The organism is Amycolatopsis sp. NPDC045836 (assembly GCF_056431745.1).
In genome coordinates, this window is sequence record NZ_JBWKKF010000006.1 from 202,671 (window position 1) to 219,394 (window position 16,724).

The 16,724-nt window shown below is 69.0% G+C and carries 14 protein-coding genes; all 14 read right to left on the bottom strand.

Going from position 1 to position 16,724, the window contains the following annotated elements; genetic code table 11:
• Positions 1-44: 44 nt before the first annotated feature.
• The 14 genes from rpoB to rplJ all read right to left on the bottom strand — a co-directional run bounded on the left by rpoB (position 45) and on the right by rplJ (position 16,712).
• Entirely contained in the window at positions 45-3,554 is a 3,510-nt protein-coding gene (rpoB, locus tag AC07EG_RS13045; RefSeq protein WP_478253278.1) for a DNA-directed RNA polymerase subunit beta, read from the bottom strand.
• A 590-nt stretch (positions 3,555-4,144) separates the two neighbouring features.
• Complete coding sequence (locus tag AC07EG_RS13050) at positions 4,145-5,125, bottom strand: hypothetical protein (RefSeq protein WP_478253279.1); 981 nt, start codon at positions 5,123-5,125, stop codon at positions 4,145-4,147.
• Between the two features lie 13 nt (positions 5,126-5,138).
• The gene (locus tag AC07EG_RS13055; RefSeq protein ID WP_478253280.1) at positions 5,139-5,711 is read right to left on the bottom strand and encodes a hypothetical protein; all 573 of its coding nucleotides are present in this window, start codon (positions 5,709-5,711) and stop codon (positions 5,139-5,141) included.
• Positions 5,712-5,730: 19 nt separating this feature from the next.
• A complete protein-coding gene (locus AC07EG_RS13060) occupies positions 5,731-6,999 on the bottom strand; it encodes an MCE family protein (RefSeq protein ID WP_478253281.1) in 1,269 nt (422 codons plus the stop codon).
• Entirely contained in the window at positions 6,999-8,216 is a 1,218-nt protein-coding gene (locus AC07EG_RS13065; RefSeq protein WP_478253282.1) for an MCE family protein, read from the bottom strand. The genes AC07EG_RS13060 and AC07EG_RS13065 overlap by 1 nt, the downstream gene beginning before the upstream one ends.
• A complete protein-coding gene (locus AC07EG_RS13070; protein WP_478253283.1) occupies positions 8,213-9,391 on the bottom strand; it encodes an MCE family protein in 1,179 nt (392 codons plus the stop codon). Before AC07EG_RS13070 ends, AC07EG_RS13065 begins: the two co-directional genes overlap by 4 nt.
• Positions 9,388-10,374, bottom strand: coding sequence for an MCE family protein (locus tag AC07EG_RS13075; protein ID WP_478253284.1), 987 nt, complete (start codon positions 10,372-10,374; stop codon positions 9,388-9,390). The genes AC07EG_RS13070 and AC07EG_RS13075 overlap by 4 nt, the downstream gene beginning before the upstream one ends.
• The gene (locus tag AC07EG_RS13080) at positions 10,371-11,399 is read right to left on the bottom strand and encodes an MCE family protein (RefSeq protein WP_478253285.1); all 1,029 of its coding nucleotides are present in this window, start codon (positions 11,397-11,399) and stop codon (positions 10,371-10,373) included. The genes AC07EG_RS13075 and AC07EG_RS13080 overlap by 4 nt, the downstream gene beginning before the upstream one ends.
• Positions 11,396-12,727, bottom strand: coding sequence for an MCE family protein (locus AC07EG_RS13085; RefSeq protein ID WP_478253286.1), 1,332 nt, complete (start codon positions 12,725-12,727; stop codon positions 11,396-11,398). The genes AC07EG_RS13080 and AC07EG_RS13085 overlap by 4 nt, the downstream gene beginning before the upstream one ends.
• Complete coding sequence (locus tag AC07EG_RS13090) at positions 12,724-13,572, bottom strand: MlaE family ABC transporter permease (RefSeq protein ID WP_478253287.1); 849 nt, start codon at positions 13,570-13,572, stop codon at positions 12,724-12,726. The genes AC07EG_RS13085 and AC07EG_RS13090 overlap by 4 nt, the downstream gene beginning before the upstream one ends.
• Positions 13,573-13,574: 2 nt before the next feature.
• Complete coding sequence (locus AC07EG_RS13095) at positions 13,575-14,366, bottom strand: MlaE family ABC transporter permease (RefSeq protein WP_478253288.1); 792 nt, start codon at positions 14,364-14,366, stop codon at positions 13,575-13,577.
• Complete coding sequence (locus AC07EG_RS13100) at positions 14,363-15,514, bottom strand: ABC transporter ATP-binding protein (RefSeq protein WP_478253289.1); 1,152 nt, start codon at positions 15,512-15,514, stop codon at positions 14,363-14,365. The genes AC07EG_RS13095 and AC07EG_RS13100 overlap by 4 nt, the downstream gene beginning before the upstream one ends.
• A 211-nt stretch (positions 15,515-15,725) precedes the next feature.
• Positions 15,726-16,112, bottom strand: coding sequence for a 50S ribosomal protein L7/L12 (gene rplL / locus AC07EG_RS13105; protein WP_478253290.1), 387 nt, complete (start codon positions 16,110-16,112; stop codon positions 15,726-15,728).
• Positions 16,113-16,160: 48 nt separating this feature from the next.
• Entirely contained in the window at positions 16,161-16,712 is a 552-nt protein-coding gene (rplJ, locus tag AC07EG_RS13110) for a 50S ribosomal protein L10 (RefSeq protein WP_478253291.1), read from the bottom strand.
• Between the last annotated feature and the right edge of the window lie 12 nt (positions 16,713-16,724).

Consider the following 16,724-nt stretch of genomic DNA (forward strand, 5'->3'; position numbering starts at 1 on the left):
GCTCCGGCGCTCGCGGGAGGTGAGCGCCGGAGCCGGGCGCGCGGTCATTGAACGACGTCGTCCACCGAGGGCGACTCGTTGCGGGACAGGTTGATGCCGAGGTTCGCCGCGGCGCGCTCGAGGTCCTCGTCGTCGGAGTCGCGCATCTCGATCGCCGCACCGTCGGAGGACAGGACCTCCACGTTGAGGCAGAGCGACTGCAGCTCCTTCAACAGCACCTTGAACGACTCCGGGATGCCCGGCTCCGGGATGTTCTCGCCCTTGACGATGGCTTCGTACACCTTCACCCGGCCGATCACGTCGTCCGACTTGATCGTCAGCAGCTCCTGCAGCGTGTAGGCCGCGCCGTAGGCCTGCATCGCCCAGCACTCCATCTCACCGAAGCGCTGGCCACCGAACTGCGCCTTACCGCCCAGCGGCTGCTGGGTGATCATCGAGTACGGGCCGGTGGAGCGGGCGTGGATCTTGTCGTCGACCAGGTGGTGCAGCTTCAGGATGTACATGTAGCCGACCGAGACCGGGTACGGGAACGGCTCACCGGAGCGGCCGTCGAGCAGCACCGCCTTGCCGTCCGGGCGGACCATGCGCTCGCCGTCGCGGTTGGGCTTGGTGGCCGACAGCAGACCCGTCAGCTCCTCCTCCTTGGCGCCGTCGAACACCGGGGTGGCGGTGTTGGTGCCCGGGTCCACGTCGTGCAGTTCCTCGGGCAGGTTCTTCGCCCAGTCGGGGTTGCCCTCGACCTTCCAGCCCTGCGAGGCCAGCCAGCCCAGGTGCAGCTCGAGGATCTGGCCGATGTTCATCCGTCGCGGCACACCGTGGGTGTTCAGCACCACGTCGACCGGGGTGCCGTCCTCCATGAACGGCATGTCCTCGACCGGCAGGATCTTGCCGATGACACCCTTGTTGCCGTGCCGCCCGGCGAGCTTGTCGCCGTCCTGGATCTTGCGCTTCTGGGCCACGTAGACGCGGACCAGCTCGTTGACGCCGGGGGGCAGCTCGTCGTCGTCCTCGCGGGAGAACACCCGGATGCCGATGACCTTGCCGGTCTCGCCGTGCGGCACCTTCAGCGAGGTGTCGCGCACCTCGCGGGCCTTCTCGCCGAAGATCGCGCGGAGCAGGCGCTCCTCCGGGGTCAGCTCGGTCTCACCCTTGGGCGTGACCTTGCCGACCAGGATGTCGCCGTCGCGGACCTCGGCACCGATCCGGATGATGCCGCGCTCGTCGAGGTCGGCCAGGACCTCCTCGGAGACGTTCGGGATGTCCCTGGTGATCTCCTCGGCGCCGAGCTTGGTGTCGCGGGCGTCGATCTCGTGCTCTTCGATGTGGATCGAGGTGAGCACGTCGTCCTGCACGAGGCGCTGCGACAGGATGATCGCGTCCTCGTAGTTGTGGCCCTCCCACGGCATGACCGCGACCAGCAGGTTCTTGCCGAGCGCCATCTCACCGTTCTCGGTGGACGGGCCGTCGGCGATGACCTGGCCCTGCTCGACCCGGTCGCCCTCGTTGACGATCGGGCGGTGGTTGAAGCAGGTGCCGTGGTTGGAGCGGCGGAACTTGTACAGTCCGTAGCTCTTCCGCGTGCCGTCGTCGTGCATGATCGTGATCAGGTCGGCGGAGAGCTCCTCGACCACGCCCGCCTGCTCGGCGACCAGCACGTCACCGGCGTCGACCGCGGCACGCAGCTCCACCCCGGTGCCGACCAGCGGCGCCGAGTTGCGCAGCAGGGGCACCGCCTGGCGCTGCATGTTCGCGCCCATCAGCGCGCGGTTGGCGTCGTCGTGCTCGAGGAACGGGATCATCGCCGTCGCGACCGACACCATCTGGCGCGGCGAGACGTCCATGTAGTCCACGTCCATCGGGTCGATCAGCTCGACCTCGCCGCCCTTCTTCCGGACCAGGACGCGGTCCTCGACGAAGTGGCCGTCGGTGTCGATGGCGGCGTTGGCCTGCGCCTTGACGAACCGGTCCTCCTCGTCCGCGGTGAGGTAGTCGACCTGGTCGGTGACCCGGCCCTCGACCACCTTGCGGTACGGGGTCTCGATGAAGCCGAACGGGTTGACCCGCGCGTAGGAGCACAGCGAGCCGATCAGGCCGATGTTCGGGCCTTCCGGGGTCTCGATCGGGCACATGCGGCCGTAGTGCGACGGGTGGACGTCGCGGACCTCCATGCCGGCGCGCTCACGGGACAGACCGCCGGGGCCGAGCGCCGACAGGCGGCGCTTGTGGGTCAGCCCGGACAGCGGGTTGTTCTGGTCCATGAACTGCGAGAGCTGCGAGGTGCCGAAGAACTCCTTGATCGCCGCCACCACCGGGCGGATGTTGATCAGGGTCTGCGGGGTGATCGCCTCGACGTCCTGGGTGGTCATCCGCTCGCGGACGACGCGCTCCATCCGGGACAGGCCGACCCGGATCTGGTTCTGGATCAGCTCGCCGACGGTGCGCAGGCGGCGGTTGCCGAAGTGGTCGATGTCGTCGGTCTCGACCGGGATGGTCTGGTCGCCGACGGTCATCTTGTCCTCGCCGGCGTGCAGCCGCACCAGGTACTCGATGGTGGAGACGATGTCCTCTTCGGTCAGCGTCCCGGTGTCGTACGGGGTGGTCAGGCCCAGCTTCTTGTTGACCTTGTACCGGCCGACCTTGGCCAGGTCGTAGCGCTTGTCCTTGAAGAACAGGTTCTCCAGCAGGGTCTGCGCGCTCTCCTTGGTGGGGGGCTCGCCCGGGCGCAGCTTGCGGTAGATGTCGAGCAGCGCCTCGTCGGTGCCGGCGGTGTGGTCCTTCTCGAGCGTCGCCATCAGCGTCTCGGAGAAGGAGAAGCGCTCGCGGATCGCCTCGGTGGTCCAGCCGAGCGCCTTCAGCAGCACGGTGACCGGCTGGCGGCGCTTGCGGTCGATGCGGACGCCGACGGTGTCGCGCTTGTCCACGTCGAACTCGAGCCACGCGCCGCGGCTCGGGATGATGCGGGTGCTGAAGACGTCCTTGTCGGTGGCCTTGTCGACGCTGGAGTCGAAGTAGACGCCGGGCGAGCGGACCAGCTGGGACACCACGACACGCTCGGTGCCGTTGATGACGAAGGTGCCCTTGTCGGTCATCACCGGGAAGTCACCCATGAAGACCGTCTGGCTCTTGATTTCGCCGGTGTTGTTGTTGACGAACTCGGCGGTGACGAACAGCGGCGCCGCGTACGTCATGTCCTTGTCCTTGCACTCCTCGACCGAGGCCTTGACCTCGTCGAAGCGCGGGTCGGAGAAGGAGAGGGACATGGAGCCGGAGAAGTCTTCGATCGGGGAGATCTCGTTGAGGACCTCCTCCAGACCGCCGACCGGGTTCTCTTCGCCTTCCTCGACGCGGCGTTCGAACCACGCCTCGTCGCCGGTGAACCATTCGAATGACCGGATCTGCACGTCCAGCAGGTTCGGAGTGCTCAGCGGCTCGCGAATCTTCGCGAACGACACCCGCTTGGGGGCGCCGGGGATGGTCGCCAGCTCTGAAGACTCCGAAGCAGATACAGCCGAGGTGGTCGCAGCAGTGGCCTGGTTCGCGGGAGAGACTGCCAAGATGCGTCCTTCCAGGGACAATGAGCGGCTGACAGACGCGCTAGCAGGGCGTAACACGAGCTGTCAAGGGTGCGGTGGTGCCGACCATCCTAGCTGCCTGCTTCGGGCAGCCTGAAAGAGGGCAGCGCAAAGAAGCAGTCTAGCCCCGAAGGCCGCGCTTGTCGAGGGGGCACGCCCCGACGGGGGCCCAGCCTCATCCGCATGCCTTCCACGACCCCGGTCGCCCGGTGTCTCGGCCCTGCCCTCCCGCACGAGGCGGGCCGTTGGGAGTAAGCGTGACCCGCCGGAGACCGCGAGTCAAGATGCCACTCCCGCCCGGTCGCCAAACCGCAGGTTCAAGGCCGGTTTTTCCGCCGGATGGCGGAGCGTGCAGCGCCCTTGTGCACAGAGTCACAAGGGTACCGGGTCCGGTTCGCGCCCTCCCACCAGGGCTTTAACCGGCTTCGACCCGCCTCGACCGGCTTTTGCCCGCAGAAGCCGATCGGCGTGCGGCGGCGCCGGGGGGTGGGGCGGGTGTGGCGGGTGGTGTTCCGAAGACCACCCGCGTCAAGGCGCCACGAAGGTGTGAGCCGAACCACCTGTCCGGGTGGTCAGCCCGGCGGCGCCGGGGCCGGGGCCGGACTGGTGGGCTGGGCGGGCTGGCCACCCGAGTAGGTGTTGAGGTCGGTGATCTTCCACTCGCCGTCGCGCAGCTCGGTGGTGAACCACATCTGGGCGCCGCCCGCCGAGGTCTGGTTCTGGGCGGTGCGCGTGGAGGTCTGGTCGGCGGAGACCATCACCTTGGCCCGATCACCGTCGATGAGCACCACCGCGCTCCGGGTGACCTTCATCGTCACCACCATCTTCTGCTCCGGCGCGAGCCGCTTCACCTCGCCCATGAAGCCGTTGTACTTCTGCCGCACCTCGTCGTTGACCAGCAGGTCGTTGGCCGCGTTCTCGGTCTTCGCGATGTCGTTGAAGTCGTAGGAGAACAGCGCCTCGGCCGCACTGGTCACGGCCTGCTTGACCTGCGCGGTCTTCGCCACGTCGAGCAGCGCGGTGTTGTCCGTGGCCGCGGACACCTCGCTCTCTTCGATCTTGAACCACACGGCGAGCCCGGCGAACACCAGCGCCGCCACCAGCAGCGCCGGGAGCAGCACCACCGACCGGTTCGGCCGCTTGCGGGGCTCCTGAACGGCCCCGGTGGACGCCGTCGACGGCTCGGCGGCTGCTTCGGCTTCGGCTTCCGAGGACGGCTTGGGCACACCGGTGTCCCGCGCCTTGGGCCGCGGGCTCGGCCTCGGCTTCACCGGGGCCGCTGCCACGTCCTCGACCGGCTCGGCGGGCGCGTCCTCGACCGGCTCAGCGGCCGCGGTGCCGGCCGGTGCGGTCACCTCCGGCTCAGCGGCGGGTTCGGCCGCCTCCGGCGTGGTGGCGGCCACCTCCTCCGGCTCCTCGGCCGACCGGGGCCGCGGGCTGGGCCGGTTCAGCGACCGGGTCTCGGACTCCGCGCCGGGCCTGCGGATGCCGGCCACCTTGGGCCGCCGCACCGGGGTGCTGCCGGGGCGGGGCGGCTGGCGACGGTTGGCCATCAGAAGAAGCTCCTCACTGCTGTCCAGCGCCGACGACGGGAACGTTGCCGATGCTCGACAGCTTCCACTCCTCGCCGACCCTGGTCATCTCGATCTCCACGCGCAGCGACTTGACACCCTTTTCGGTGCCCTTCGTCACGTCCGTGGACAGCGCCACCAGGCAGGTCGCCTTGCCCTCGTGCTCGTTCAGCTCCTCCACCGCGATGTCCTGCACGGTGGTCACCACCACCGTCTTGGCCTGCGTGATCGCCTCGCGGAAGGTGCCCTCGGAGTTGCGGGCCTGCTCCTGGATCGGGCCGGTGGACAGCTCCTGCTGCTTCTGGAAGTACTGGTCGAGGTTGTTGTAGTCGAACTCGGTGAACGCCTTCACCGCCGCCGTGCCCGCGACCAGGACCTCGTCGCGCGCCTGCGCCAGTTCGGCGTCGTCCCCGGTGGCCGAGACCCACCACTGGACGCCGAAGATGGCCGCGGCGAGGAAGGCCGCGGTGGCCAGTGCGGCCGCGCCCAGCAGCAGCGGGCGCGTGCGATCACGCGGCGCCGGTTCCGTCACGACCCCGGTGTCCTGGGTGTCCTGCTCCGAATCCATAGCTCTCCAGACGTCGGGCTCAGCCGGGCAGGCCGAACAGCGAGGGGATGCTGGTCAGGCTCAGCCCGGGGCTGCCGGCGATGCCCGGCACCCCGCGCAGCGCGGCCAGCTCCTCCTCGGAGCGGTTGGCGTTGGCCTTCAGCTCCTCGTCGCTCGGCACCACCGGCACCCCGTTGTACGGCGCGTTCTGCGAGCCCCGCACGTTGATCGGGCTGCCCTTGGGTTCCGCACAGTACGCATCGGTCTTCGCCCGCCGCGGGGTGAGGTCCTCCGGCCGGTTGCCGGTGCGGAACTCGCCCACGTCGCGGTAGCCCTTGGTGCACGACGGCGGGTCGAACAGGTTCAGCGCCAGGCCGAGGTGCGCGGTGCCGTCGTCCGGCGCCACCGTCTGCGCGCCGACCGAGAGCAGCGGATAGGTGACCAGCCCCTGCTCGAGTCCATCCAATCGGGTGACCAGCAGGTTCGACGTGGTGAGCAGGTTCGCCACCACCGCGCCGAGCCCCGGCCCGCTCTCCCGCACCACCTCGTCGATCTGCAGCGCCACCTGCGGGGTGACCCCGATCAGCCGGCGCAGGTCCCCGTCGGAGTTCTTCAGCGTCTCCGACAGCCGGTTCAGGTCACCGCTGAACGCGGCGAACGAACCGGACAGGTCGTTCTGCGTCTCCAGCACCTTGCCGCCCTGCTCCAGCAGGTTGACCGTCTCCGGCAGGTTCTCCTGCGCGGCCCTGGTGAAGTCGCGGGCGGTGTCCATCAGCACCTGGAGGTCGTCGCCGGTGCCGCGGAAGGCGTCGTAGGACTCGTCGACCACGGTGCGCAGCGCGTCGGTGGGCACCGAGGCGGCCAGGCCGTCCAGGTCGCCGAGCACCTGGTCGGTGGGCACCGGGGTGACCGCGCGATCGGCCGGGATCACCGAACCCGGCTCCAGGAACGGCCCGTCCTCGTGCTTCGGCCGCAGGTCGACGAACTGCTCCCCGACCGCGGACCGGTTGATCACCAGCGCCTGCAGGTCGGCCGGGATCGGCGGCATGTCCGGCTCGATGTTCAGGTCGGCCTGCAACCCGCGCTCGGTCAGCGACAGCTCGCCGACCCGGCCGATGTTGTACCCGCGGTAGGTGACCTCGGCGTTGGTGAAGATGCCGCCGCTGGCGTCGAGCTGCAGGTGCACGGTGTAGCCGCCCTGGCCGAACACCTTGCCCACGTCGGTGAACCGGAACAACGCGTACACGATGGACAGCACCGCGATCACCGCGAAGGCGACCAGCTGCAGTTTCGTCTTGCGCACCAACATCAGCCGGCACCTCCGGAGAGCACGTCGAAGATGCCGCCGATGCCGCTCGACCGCGGTGGCTGGGCCTGCCCGCCGGTCGGCGCGCCGGGCTGGGCACCGGTGATCGGGGTGGAGGTCGGCAGCGGCAGCAGCGGCGGTGCGTTCGGATCGACGCCCTGCCGCCCGCCGGTCAGCCCGAGGTCCTCCGGCAGGATGTCCTGCAGCGGGTTCTGCCTGCTCCGGCCCAGGTTGGCCAGGATCTCGTTGAGGTTCAGGTCGATCTTGGCGTAGAGGTTGAAGTAGTCGCCCTTCACCCCGTCGACCGCGGCGTCGCTGAACGGGAAGGTCAGCAGCAGCTCCAGCGCCTTCGGCAGGTCGTTGCCTGCCTCGCCGAGCTTCTGCAGCGTCGGCTGCAGCGCCTTGAGGTTGGCCACCAGGTCGTCCTGGCTCTTGTTGACCGTGTCGGTGGCCACCGCGGACAGGTCGTTGAGCGCCTGCAGCATGGTGACCAGCTGCCCGCGCTGCGACTCCAGCGTCTTCAGCCCCGGCCCGAGGTTGTCCAGCGCGCCGGCGATCTGGTCGCGCTGGCCGTTCAGGGTGGAGGTCAGCCGGTCGAGCCCGTCGAGCGCCCTGGTGATGTTCGACGACTGCTCGTCCAGGCTGGTGACCAGGTCGTTGGCGTTGTTCAGCAGGTTCTTCAGGTCCGGCGCGCGGCCCTCGGTGGCCGCGTTCAGCTCCTTGGTGATGGTGTTGAGCTGCTCCACCCCACCGCCGTTGAGCAGCATGGACAGCGCGCCGAGCACCTCCTCCACCTCGACGTTGCGGTTGGTCCGCTCGATCGGGATGAGCATGCCGTCGGCCAGCCGCTCCTGCGCCCGCCCTTCGGCGGGCGGGCTCAGCTCGACGTACTTCTCGCCGAGCAGGCTCGACTGGCGCAGGTTCGCCAGCGCGTTCGACGGCAGCTCGACGTCGCCGTTGACCAGCAGGCTGACCTCGGCGGTCCAGCCGTCCGGCGACAGCGCGATGTCCTCCACGCGGCCGACCGGCACCTCGTTGAGCTTCACCCCGGCCTGCGGGATCAGGTCGAGCACGTCGCGGAACTGCACCTTCACCGTGTACGGGTGGTCGCCGAGGTCGGCCCCGCCCGGCAGCGGGATGTCGTAGATGCCGGTGAACCCGCAACCGGACAGGGTCATCGCGGCGACGGCACCCAGTGCCGCGAGAGCGCTGCGCTTCACCGGGCACCTCCCGACATCACGTCGACCAGCGGCAGGGGCAGCGGCGGTGCCTCGCCCTTCTTCGCCGCGGCCACCACCTGCGCCACCGAAGGCAGCGGCAGGGCGCCGTCGAGCACCGGCTGCAGGCCCTTGCACAGGTCGCCGAGCAGGTCCAGCTGGTCCGGCGTCTGCTTGAGCAGGTTGCACACCATCAGCACCGGCGGCTGGGTCAGCTCGTTCAGGTTGGCCCTGGCGTCCAGCGTGCCGGACGAGGCGTTGTAGGTGTTGACCAGGTTGCCCAGCCCCACCGGCGCCACGTCCAGGATCTCGGCCAGCGAACCGCGCTGGTCCACCAGCGTCCTGGTGATGCTGGCCAGCTTGTCCACGTTGGACTTGAGCTTGTCGCGGTTCTTCGCCACGAACGCCTGCACCTGCTCCAGCGTCGGGCCCAGCTGCCGGACCGTCTCGGCCAGGTTGCCGCGCTCGTCGGAGAGGAAGCCGGTGACGTCGGCGAGCTGCCGCTCGAAGTCGCGGATCTGGCCGTCGCTGTCGGCCAGCGTGGTGGAGAAGTCACCGAGGTTGCGCACGGTGGCGAACAGGTCGTCCTTGTTGCCCGCCAGCGTGCCCGACGCCTGGCCGAGCCGGGTGATCGTGTCGTGCAGGGCCTGGCCGTTGCCGTCGAAGTTGTCGGCCAGCGTGGTCAGCAGGTTCGACAGCGAGCCGTCCTTGTTCACCCCGTTCGGCCCGAGCGACTGGCTGACCCGGCTCAGGCTGGCGTAGAGGTCGTCCACCTCCAGCGGCACCGCGGTGCGCTCGAGCGGGATGGTGGCGCCCTCCTCGATCACCGGGCCGCCGGTGTGCGCCGGGGTCAGCTGCACGTACCGGTCGCTGACCAGCGACGGCGCCACGATCACCGCCTGCGCGTCGGCGGGCACGGCGACCGCGCGGTCGTACTCCATGGTCACCCGCACCCGGTCGCCCTGCGGCTCGACCTCCTCCACGGTGCCCATCTGCACGCCGAGCATCCGCACGCTGTTGCCCTCGTAGAGGCCGATCGCGGTGGGGAACCAGGCGGTCAGGTGCTTGCGGCCCGGGTCCTTCAGCGTCCACCACAGGCCGCCCGCCACCACCAGCGCCAGCACGCACGCCGCGCTCAGCCAGCGGGCGACGTTCAGTCCGAACCGGGTATCGGTCATTTCGCGTTGCACCCGTCTTCGTTGATCGGGCCGACGGACGGCAGCAGCAGGCCGCAGATGTAGTTGTCGAACCAGCGGCCGTTGCCGATGGTGTTGGTGAACACCCGGATGAACGGCGCGAACTCGCGCAGGCCCGCCTCCAGGGAGTCCTGGTTGCGCTGCAGCATCGAGGTGAGCTGGTCGAGCTGGGTGAACACCGGGTCCAGCTGCGCGTCGTTGTCCTCGATCAGCCCGCGCAGCTCGGCCGACAGCGTTCTGGTGCCTTCGAGCAGCTTGCTGATCGCTTCCTTGCGCTTGCCGACCTCTTCGAGCAGCCTGTTGCCGTCGGCGATCAGCTTGGTCACCTCGGCGTCGCGGTCGACCAGGGTCTGGCTGACCTGCTTGGTGTTGTTCAGCAGCTGGGCGAGCTGGTCGTCGCGCTTGGCGATGGTGTCGGACAGCTCGGACAGCCCCGACAGCGCGCCCTTCACGTCGTCCGGGGTGTCGGAGAAGGTGTCCGACAGCACGTCGAAGCTCTTGGCCAGCTGGGTGGTGTCGATCTCGTCGACGGTGTTGGACAGCCCGCGGAAGGCGTCGAGCACGTCGTACGGCGAGGCGGTGCGCTCACGCGGGATGGCCACGTCCGGGTCGAGCACCTGGTCGCCGACCGGGTCGAGGGCCAGGTACTTCTGCCCGAGCAGGGTCTTCAGCTTGATCGCCGCGCTGGTCTTGTCGCCGAGCCAGGCGTCCTTGACCTTGAACGAGACCCGGACCCTGTCCCCGGCCAGCTCGATGTCGGAGACCGCGCCGACCTTGACCCCGGCGATCCGGACCTCGTCGTCGGGCACCAGCCCGGCGGCCTCGCCGAACTCGGCGGTGTAGCTGGTGCCGCCGCCGATCACCGGCAGGTCCTCGGAGTTCAGCGCGGCGAGCACGCCGAGCAGGATCACCGCGATGCCGGCCAGTGCGATGGGAACGGGATTGCGTTGCTGGAAGCTCTTCATGCGCCGCACCGCTCCCGGTTGACCGGCGCGATCGGCACGTTGATCGGCTGGCTGATCAGCGGCGGCAGCGCCACGCTGCCCTGCGCCTCGCAGAGGAAGAAGTTGAACCAGGAGCCGTAGTCGGCGGTCCGGCTCAGCGTGGCCACCTTGTGCGGCAGGAACTGGATGAAGTGCTCCACCAGCGGCTCGTTCTCGTTCAGGTTCTCGGTCAGCGCGCCCAGCGCGGCGATGTCGTTCTTCAGCGGCTCGCGGGCCTCGTTGAGCAGGCCGGAGGTGGTCTCGGCCAGCCCGCCCAGCGATTCGATCGCGTCGCCGATCGGCTCGCGGTCCTCGGCCAGCCCGGAGACCAGCCGCTGCAGCGTGGCGATCAGCTCGGACAGCTGCGGGGTGCGCTGGTTGATCGTGTCCAGCACGCCGTTCAGATTGGTGATCACCTCGCCGATCACCTGGTCCTTCTCGGCGATCGTGCTGGTCAGCGAGGCGGTGTGGGCGAGCAGGCTCTCCACCGTGCCGCCTTCGCCCTGCAGCACCTGGATCACCTGGTAGGACAGCTTGTTCACGTCTTCGGGGTTCAGCGCGCGGAACAGCGGCTTGAACCCGTTGAACAACTCGGTCAGGTCCAGCGCGGGTTTCGTGCGCTCCAGCGGGATGGTGCCGCCCTCGGGCAGCGTGTCGCCGGGGGCACCGGTGCCCTGGCCGAGCGCGATGTACCGCTGGCCGACCAGGTTGCGGAACTTGATCGTCGCGGTGACCCCGGCCGGCAGCTTGCGCCCGGCGTCCACCTCGAACTCCACCTCGGCCTGGCGCCGGTCCACGATCCGCACGTCGGACACCTGGCCGACGCGGACACCGGCGATGCGCACGTCGTCGTTGGGCAGCAGCAGGGTCGCGTCGGTGAACCGCGCGGTGTAGGTGGCCGTGCCGGTCAGGTTCAGGTTGGCGATGCTGATGCCGAGCACGGCGGTGAACAACACGGTGACCACGATGAAGATGCTCAGCTTGACCAGCGGTCCGGTGACCTTCACTTGATCGTCACCTCCGCTCCGCGGTACAGCGGTCCCACCAGCAATCCGCTCCAATCCGGCACCTGCTCGGCGGCCACGCCGGTCTGCATGCCCACCAGTTCGCTGAGGAAGCGCTGCTCGGCCGGGCTGTAGGCGAGGTCGCCACCGGCCGCGCCCCCGCCGAGGCCGACCGCGTTCGCCGCGTTGGCCGGCGGCAGCAGGCCGTCGTTCTGCGACCGGGCGGCGGGCGGGTGCGTGCTCCCGTCGTCGATCGGGCCCTCCGGCGGGTGCTGCGGGAACGGCTGCGGGAACTGGTTCATGTCGTAGCACCGCGGCCCGCGCTTGTCGTTGAACTCCGGCTCGTCCTGGCCCGGCTTGTACGGCCCGCGGTTCACCGTGATCTCGATGGTGGCGTGCAGGCCGGGGCGGCCGCTGCCCTTGCCGAGCGCCTCGTCGATCCGGGGCAGCACGCCGGCCATCTGCCCGATCACGCACGGGTACTCCGGCGCGTACTTCGCCAGCAGTTCCGCGGTGGGCCGGGCGGTTTCGGCGAGCGAGATCAGGTTCGACTTGTTCGCCGAGAGGAAGGAGCCGAGGTCCACCGAGGCGTTGGTCAGGTTCGCGTACAGCAGGTCGAGGTTCTGCTTCTGCTCGGCGACCGTGCGCGTGGTGGTGGTCAGGTTGTCCAGCGCCTGCACCAGGTCCGGCGCGCTGTCGGCGAAGTTGTCCGAGAACTCCGCCAGTTCCTCCAGGTTGCGCTGGAGTTCGGGCAGGTGCGGGTTGAGGTCGCCGACGTACTGGCCGAGTTCGGTCAGCGTTTCGCCGAGCGGTTCACCCCGGCCCTGCAACGCGGTGGAGATCGCCGAGAGCGTGCTCGACAGCTTCTGCGGCTGGACCGCCTGCAGCACCGGCAGCAGGTGCTCGAACGCCTGCGACAGCTCGACCGCGCTGGAACTGCGGTCCTGCGGGATCACGGCACCGTCGGCGATCCTGTCCGGCGCCGGGTTCTCCGGGATCTCCAGCGAGACGAACCGCTCGCCGAACAACGTCTTCGGCAGGAAGCGCGCGGAGACGTTCGCCGGGATCAGCTGCGCCGACTCGGGCGTCAGCTCCAGGGTCAGCTCCGAGCCGTCGCGGGTGGGCACGATGTCGGCCACCACGCCGACGATCAGCCCGCGCACCTTGACGTCGGACTGCCTGGCCAGCTGGTTGCCCACCTTGTCGGCCTGCAGCCGGACGTGCACGAAACTGCTGAACGCCTTGTTGTACATGGCGATGCTCAGGGTGACCCCGCCGATCATCACCACGATGAACGCGAGCCCGAGCAGCCGCTTGCGAAGGGTGCTCATCCGGCGATCCTCACCGTCGTGGTGGTCCCCCAGATGGCGAACCCGATGAAGAAGTTGACGATCGCCACGGTGACGATCGTGGTCCGCACCGCGCGGCCGACCGCGACGCCGACGCCGGCCGGGCCGCCGCTGGCGCGGTAGCCGTAGTAGCAGTGCGACAGGATGATGATCACCGCGAAGATGAGCACCTTGACGAAGGAGATGAACACGTCTTCGGGTGGCAGGAACAGGTTGAAGTAGTGGTCGTAGGTGCCCGCCGACTGCCCGTAGAAGTACACCGTGACTATTCGCGAGCCGAGGTAGGACATCAGCAGGCCGATGATGTACAGCGGGATCACCGCGATGAACCCGGCGATGATCCGGGTGGTGACCAGGTACGGCAGGCTCGGCACGCCCATCACTTCCAGCGCGTCGATCTCCTCGGAGATCCGCATCGCGCCCAGCTGGGCGGTGAACCCGGCGCCGACCGTCGCCGACAGCGCCAGCCCGGCGACCAGCGGCGCGATCTCGCGGGTGTTGATGTAGGCCGAGGCGAACCCGGCGAAGGCGGCGGTGCCGATCTGGTCCAGCGCGGCGAAGCCCTGCAGGCCGACCACGACCCCGGTGAACACGGTCAGGCCGACCATCACGCCGACCGTGCCGCCGATCACCGCCAGCGCCCCGGAGCCGAAGCTGACCTCGGCGAGCAGCCGCATCGTCTCGCGCATGTACTTGCGCAGCGACTGCGGGATCCAGGCCAGCGCCCGGAGGTAGAACGACAGTTGGTCGCCGAGCTGGTCGAGCAGCCCGAGCGGGGCGTTCACCACCCGGCGCGCGCCCTGGCCGAAGGCGTGGCGAATGGCCATCTCTAGCTCCCCTTCGCCGGAACGACCTGCAGGTAGAGCAGGGTGAGGATGAAGTTGACGAAGAACAGCAGCAGGAAGGTGATCACCACGGCCTGGTTCACCGCGTCACCGACGCCCTTGGGGCCCGGCGGCGGGTTCAGCCCGCGGTAGGCGGCCACCACCCCGGCGATGAAGCCGAAGATCAACGCCTTCAGCTCGCTGATCCACAGGTCGGGCAGCTGCGCCAGGGCGGAGAAGCTGGCCAGGTAGGCGCCGGGGGTACCGCCCTGCAGCACCACGTTGAAGAAGTACCCGCCGAGCACGCCGATCACGCTGACCACGCCGTTCAGCAGCACCGCGACCAGCATCGAGGCGAGCACGCGCGGCACGATCAGCCGCTGCACCGCGGAGACGCCGAGCACCTCCATCGCGTCGATCTCCTCGCGGATGGTGCGGGCGCCGATGTCGGCGCAGATCGCCGACCCGCCCGCCCCGGCCACCAGCAGCGCGGTGACGATCGGCGCGGCCTGCTGGATGATCGCCAGCACGCTCGCCGCGCCGATGAACGACTGCGCGCCGAGCTGGGTGATCAGCGAGCCGAGCTGCAGCGCGACCAGCGCGCCGAACGGAATGGCGACCAGCGCCGTCGGCAGGATGGTGACGCTGGCGATGAACCAGGACTGCTGGATGAACTCGCGCACCTGGAACGGGCGCTGGAAGATCCCGCGGATGACGTCGAGGCCGAGCGCGAAGAGCTTCCCGGTCTCGCGGAGCATGCCGATCCCGGGGATCTTGGCGGTGGTGGCCGAACTCATGTACCGCCCTGCCCGGGATCACGTGGATCGCGCCACCCGCTGCGCGGCACGCTGGCGATCTGGTCCGCCGGGAGCTGGCCGCTGTGCTGGTTCGGCGGCTGCCCCGCATACCGCGGCTGCGGTCTGGCACCGACCAGCCGGTGCGGTTGCACGCCGTAGTGCCGCTGCTCCTCCGGCGAGAGCGATTCGATGACCTTCTCCTGCGCGGCCTCCGGCAGCGTGTGCAGGTTGCGCATCACGCGGTCCTGGCGGCGGCGGGCGCCCTGGCGCTCCGGCAGGCCGGGGGTGGGCTGCATCTGCGGCGGCACCCCGTGCACGTCCTCCACCCCACCGGCGTGGTGGCCGGCCTCGAACATGGCCTTCTCCGCGGCCAGCGTGGCGGAGTCCTTCTCCTCGCTCATCCCGATCGGGCCGTCCATCCGGCCGTTCAGGAACTGCTTGACCACCGGTTCCTCACTGGTCAGCAGCACCTCGCGCGGGCCGAACATGACCAGTTCCTTGCGGAAGAGCATGCCGATGTTGTCCGGCACCGTGCGCGCCAGGTTGATGTTGTGCGTGACGATCAGGAAGGTGGCGTCGATCTGCGTGTTCACGTCGATGAACAGCTGGCTGATGTAGGTGGTGCGCACCGGGTCCAGGCCGGAGTCCGGCTCGTCGACCAGGATGATCTCCGGGTCCAGCACCAGCGCGCGGGCCAGCCCGGCGCGCTTGCGCATCCCGCCGGAGATCTCGCCGGGGAGCTTCTTCTCCGCACCGGCCAGCCCGGTCATGTCGAGCTTTTCCAGTACGATCCGCTTGACCTCGGTTTCCGACTTCTTCGTGTGCTCGCGGAGCGGGAACGCGACGTTGTCGTAGAGGTTCATCGAGCCGAAGAGCGCGCCGTCCTGGAACAGCACCCCGAACAGCTTGCGCGTTTCGTACAGCTTCGACTCCGAGCAGCGGACGATGTCCACGCCGTTGATCGTGCAACTGCCGCGCTCGGGCTTGAGCAGGCCGATCATCGACTTCAGGAACACCGACTTCCCGGTGCCGGACGGGCCCAGCAGCACGGAGACCTCACCCGGCGGCAGGGTCAGCGTCACGTCCCGCCAGATGGCCTGCCTCCCGAAGGACTTCGTCAGACCCTCGACGACCACCTCGGCACCCATCGCACCTCCAGGAGCAGTCTTCATCGTCGGCTCTCGTACCCACCCTGGTTGAGCAACGAGCCGGGCGGGCACAGGTTACTCACGAGTTTTCCGGCGCGGATCGGGCGCGGTAGCGGCACCGTAGCCCATCCGGGCGCATTCCGCAGCAGAGCGCAGAAAGGGGCGAGCACCTTCGCGGTGCTCGCCCCTTTGCGCGCGGGTCAGCGCTGGGTCACTTGAGGGAGACCTTGGCGCCGGCACCCTCGAGCTTCTCCTTGGCGGCCTCGGCGGCGTCCTTGTCGACCTTCTCCAGGATGGCCTTGGGCGCGCCCTCGACCAGCTCCTTGGCCTCCTTCAGGCCCAGGCCGGAGACGACCTCGCGGACCACCTTGATGACCTGGATCTTCTTGTCACCGGCGGACTCGAGCACGACGTCGAACTCGTCCTGCTCCTCGGCGGCGGCCGGAGCCGCGGCACCCGGGGCGGCGGCGACCACGGCGGCCGGGGCGGCCGCGGTGACGTCGAAGGTCTCCTCGAACTGCTTCACGAACTCGGACAGCTCAAGCAGCGTCAGCTCCTTGAAGGCGTCGAGCAGTTCTTCGGTGCTCAGCTTCGCCATGATGGCGTTCCTCTCTGGATGTGAACTCTAGAGTTCAGGGGGGTTGTTTCAGCTTTCGGCAGGTGCTTCGCCCGCGCCGCCCTCTTCGCCCTTGCGCTTCTCTTCGAGCGCGGCGGCGAGCCGGGCGACCTGGGAAGCCGGCGCCTGGAACAGCGCGGCGGCCTGGGACAACTTGGCCTTGAACGCGCCGGCGGCCTTGGCCAGCAGCACCTCACGGCTTTCGAGATCCGCCAGGCGGTTGATCTCGGCGACGCTGAGGGGCTTGCCGTCCATGTAGCCGCCCTTGATGACAAGGGCGCTGTTGTCCTTCGCGAAGTCACGGAGCGCCTTCGCGGCGTCGACCGCTTCACCTTCGACGAAGGCGATCGCGGTCGGGCCGACGAAGAGGTCATCCAGACCCTGGACACCGGCTTCCTGCGCAGCGCGCTGGACGAGGGTGTTCTTCGCGACGCGGTACTTGGCACTGGAGCCGAGAGCGACACGCAGCTGCGACAGCTGGGCGACGGAGAGGCCGGTGTACTCGGTAACGACGGTGGCCGAGCTGGTGCGGAACCGGTCCGCGATCTCGGCGACGGCCGTCACCTTGTCGGGCTTCGCCATGGGTCGCCTCCT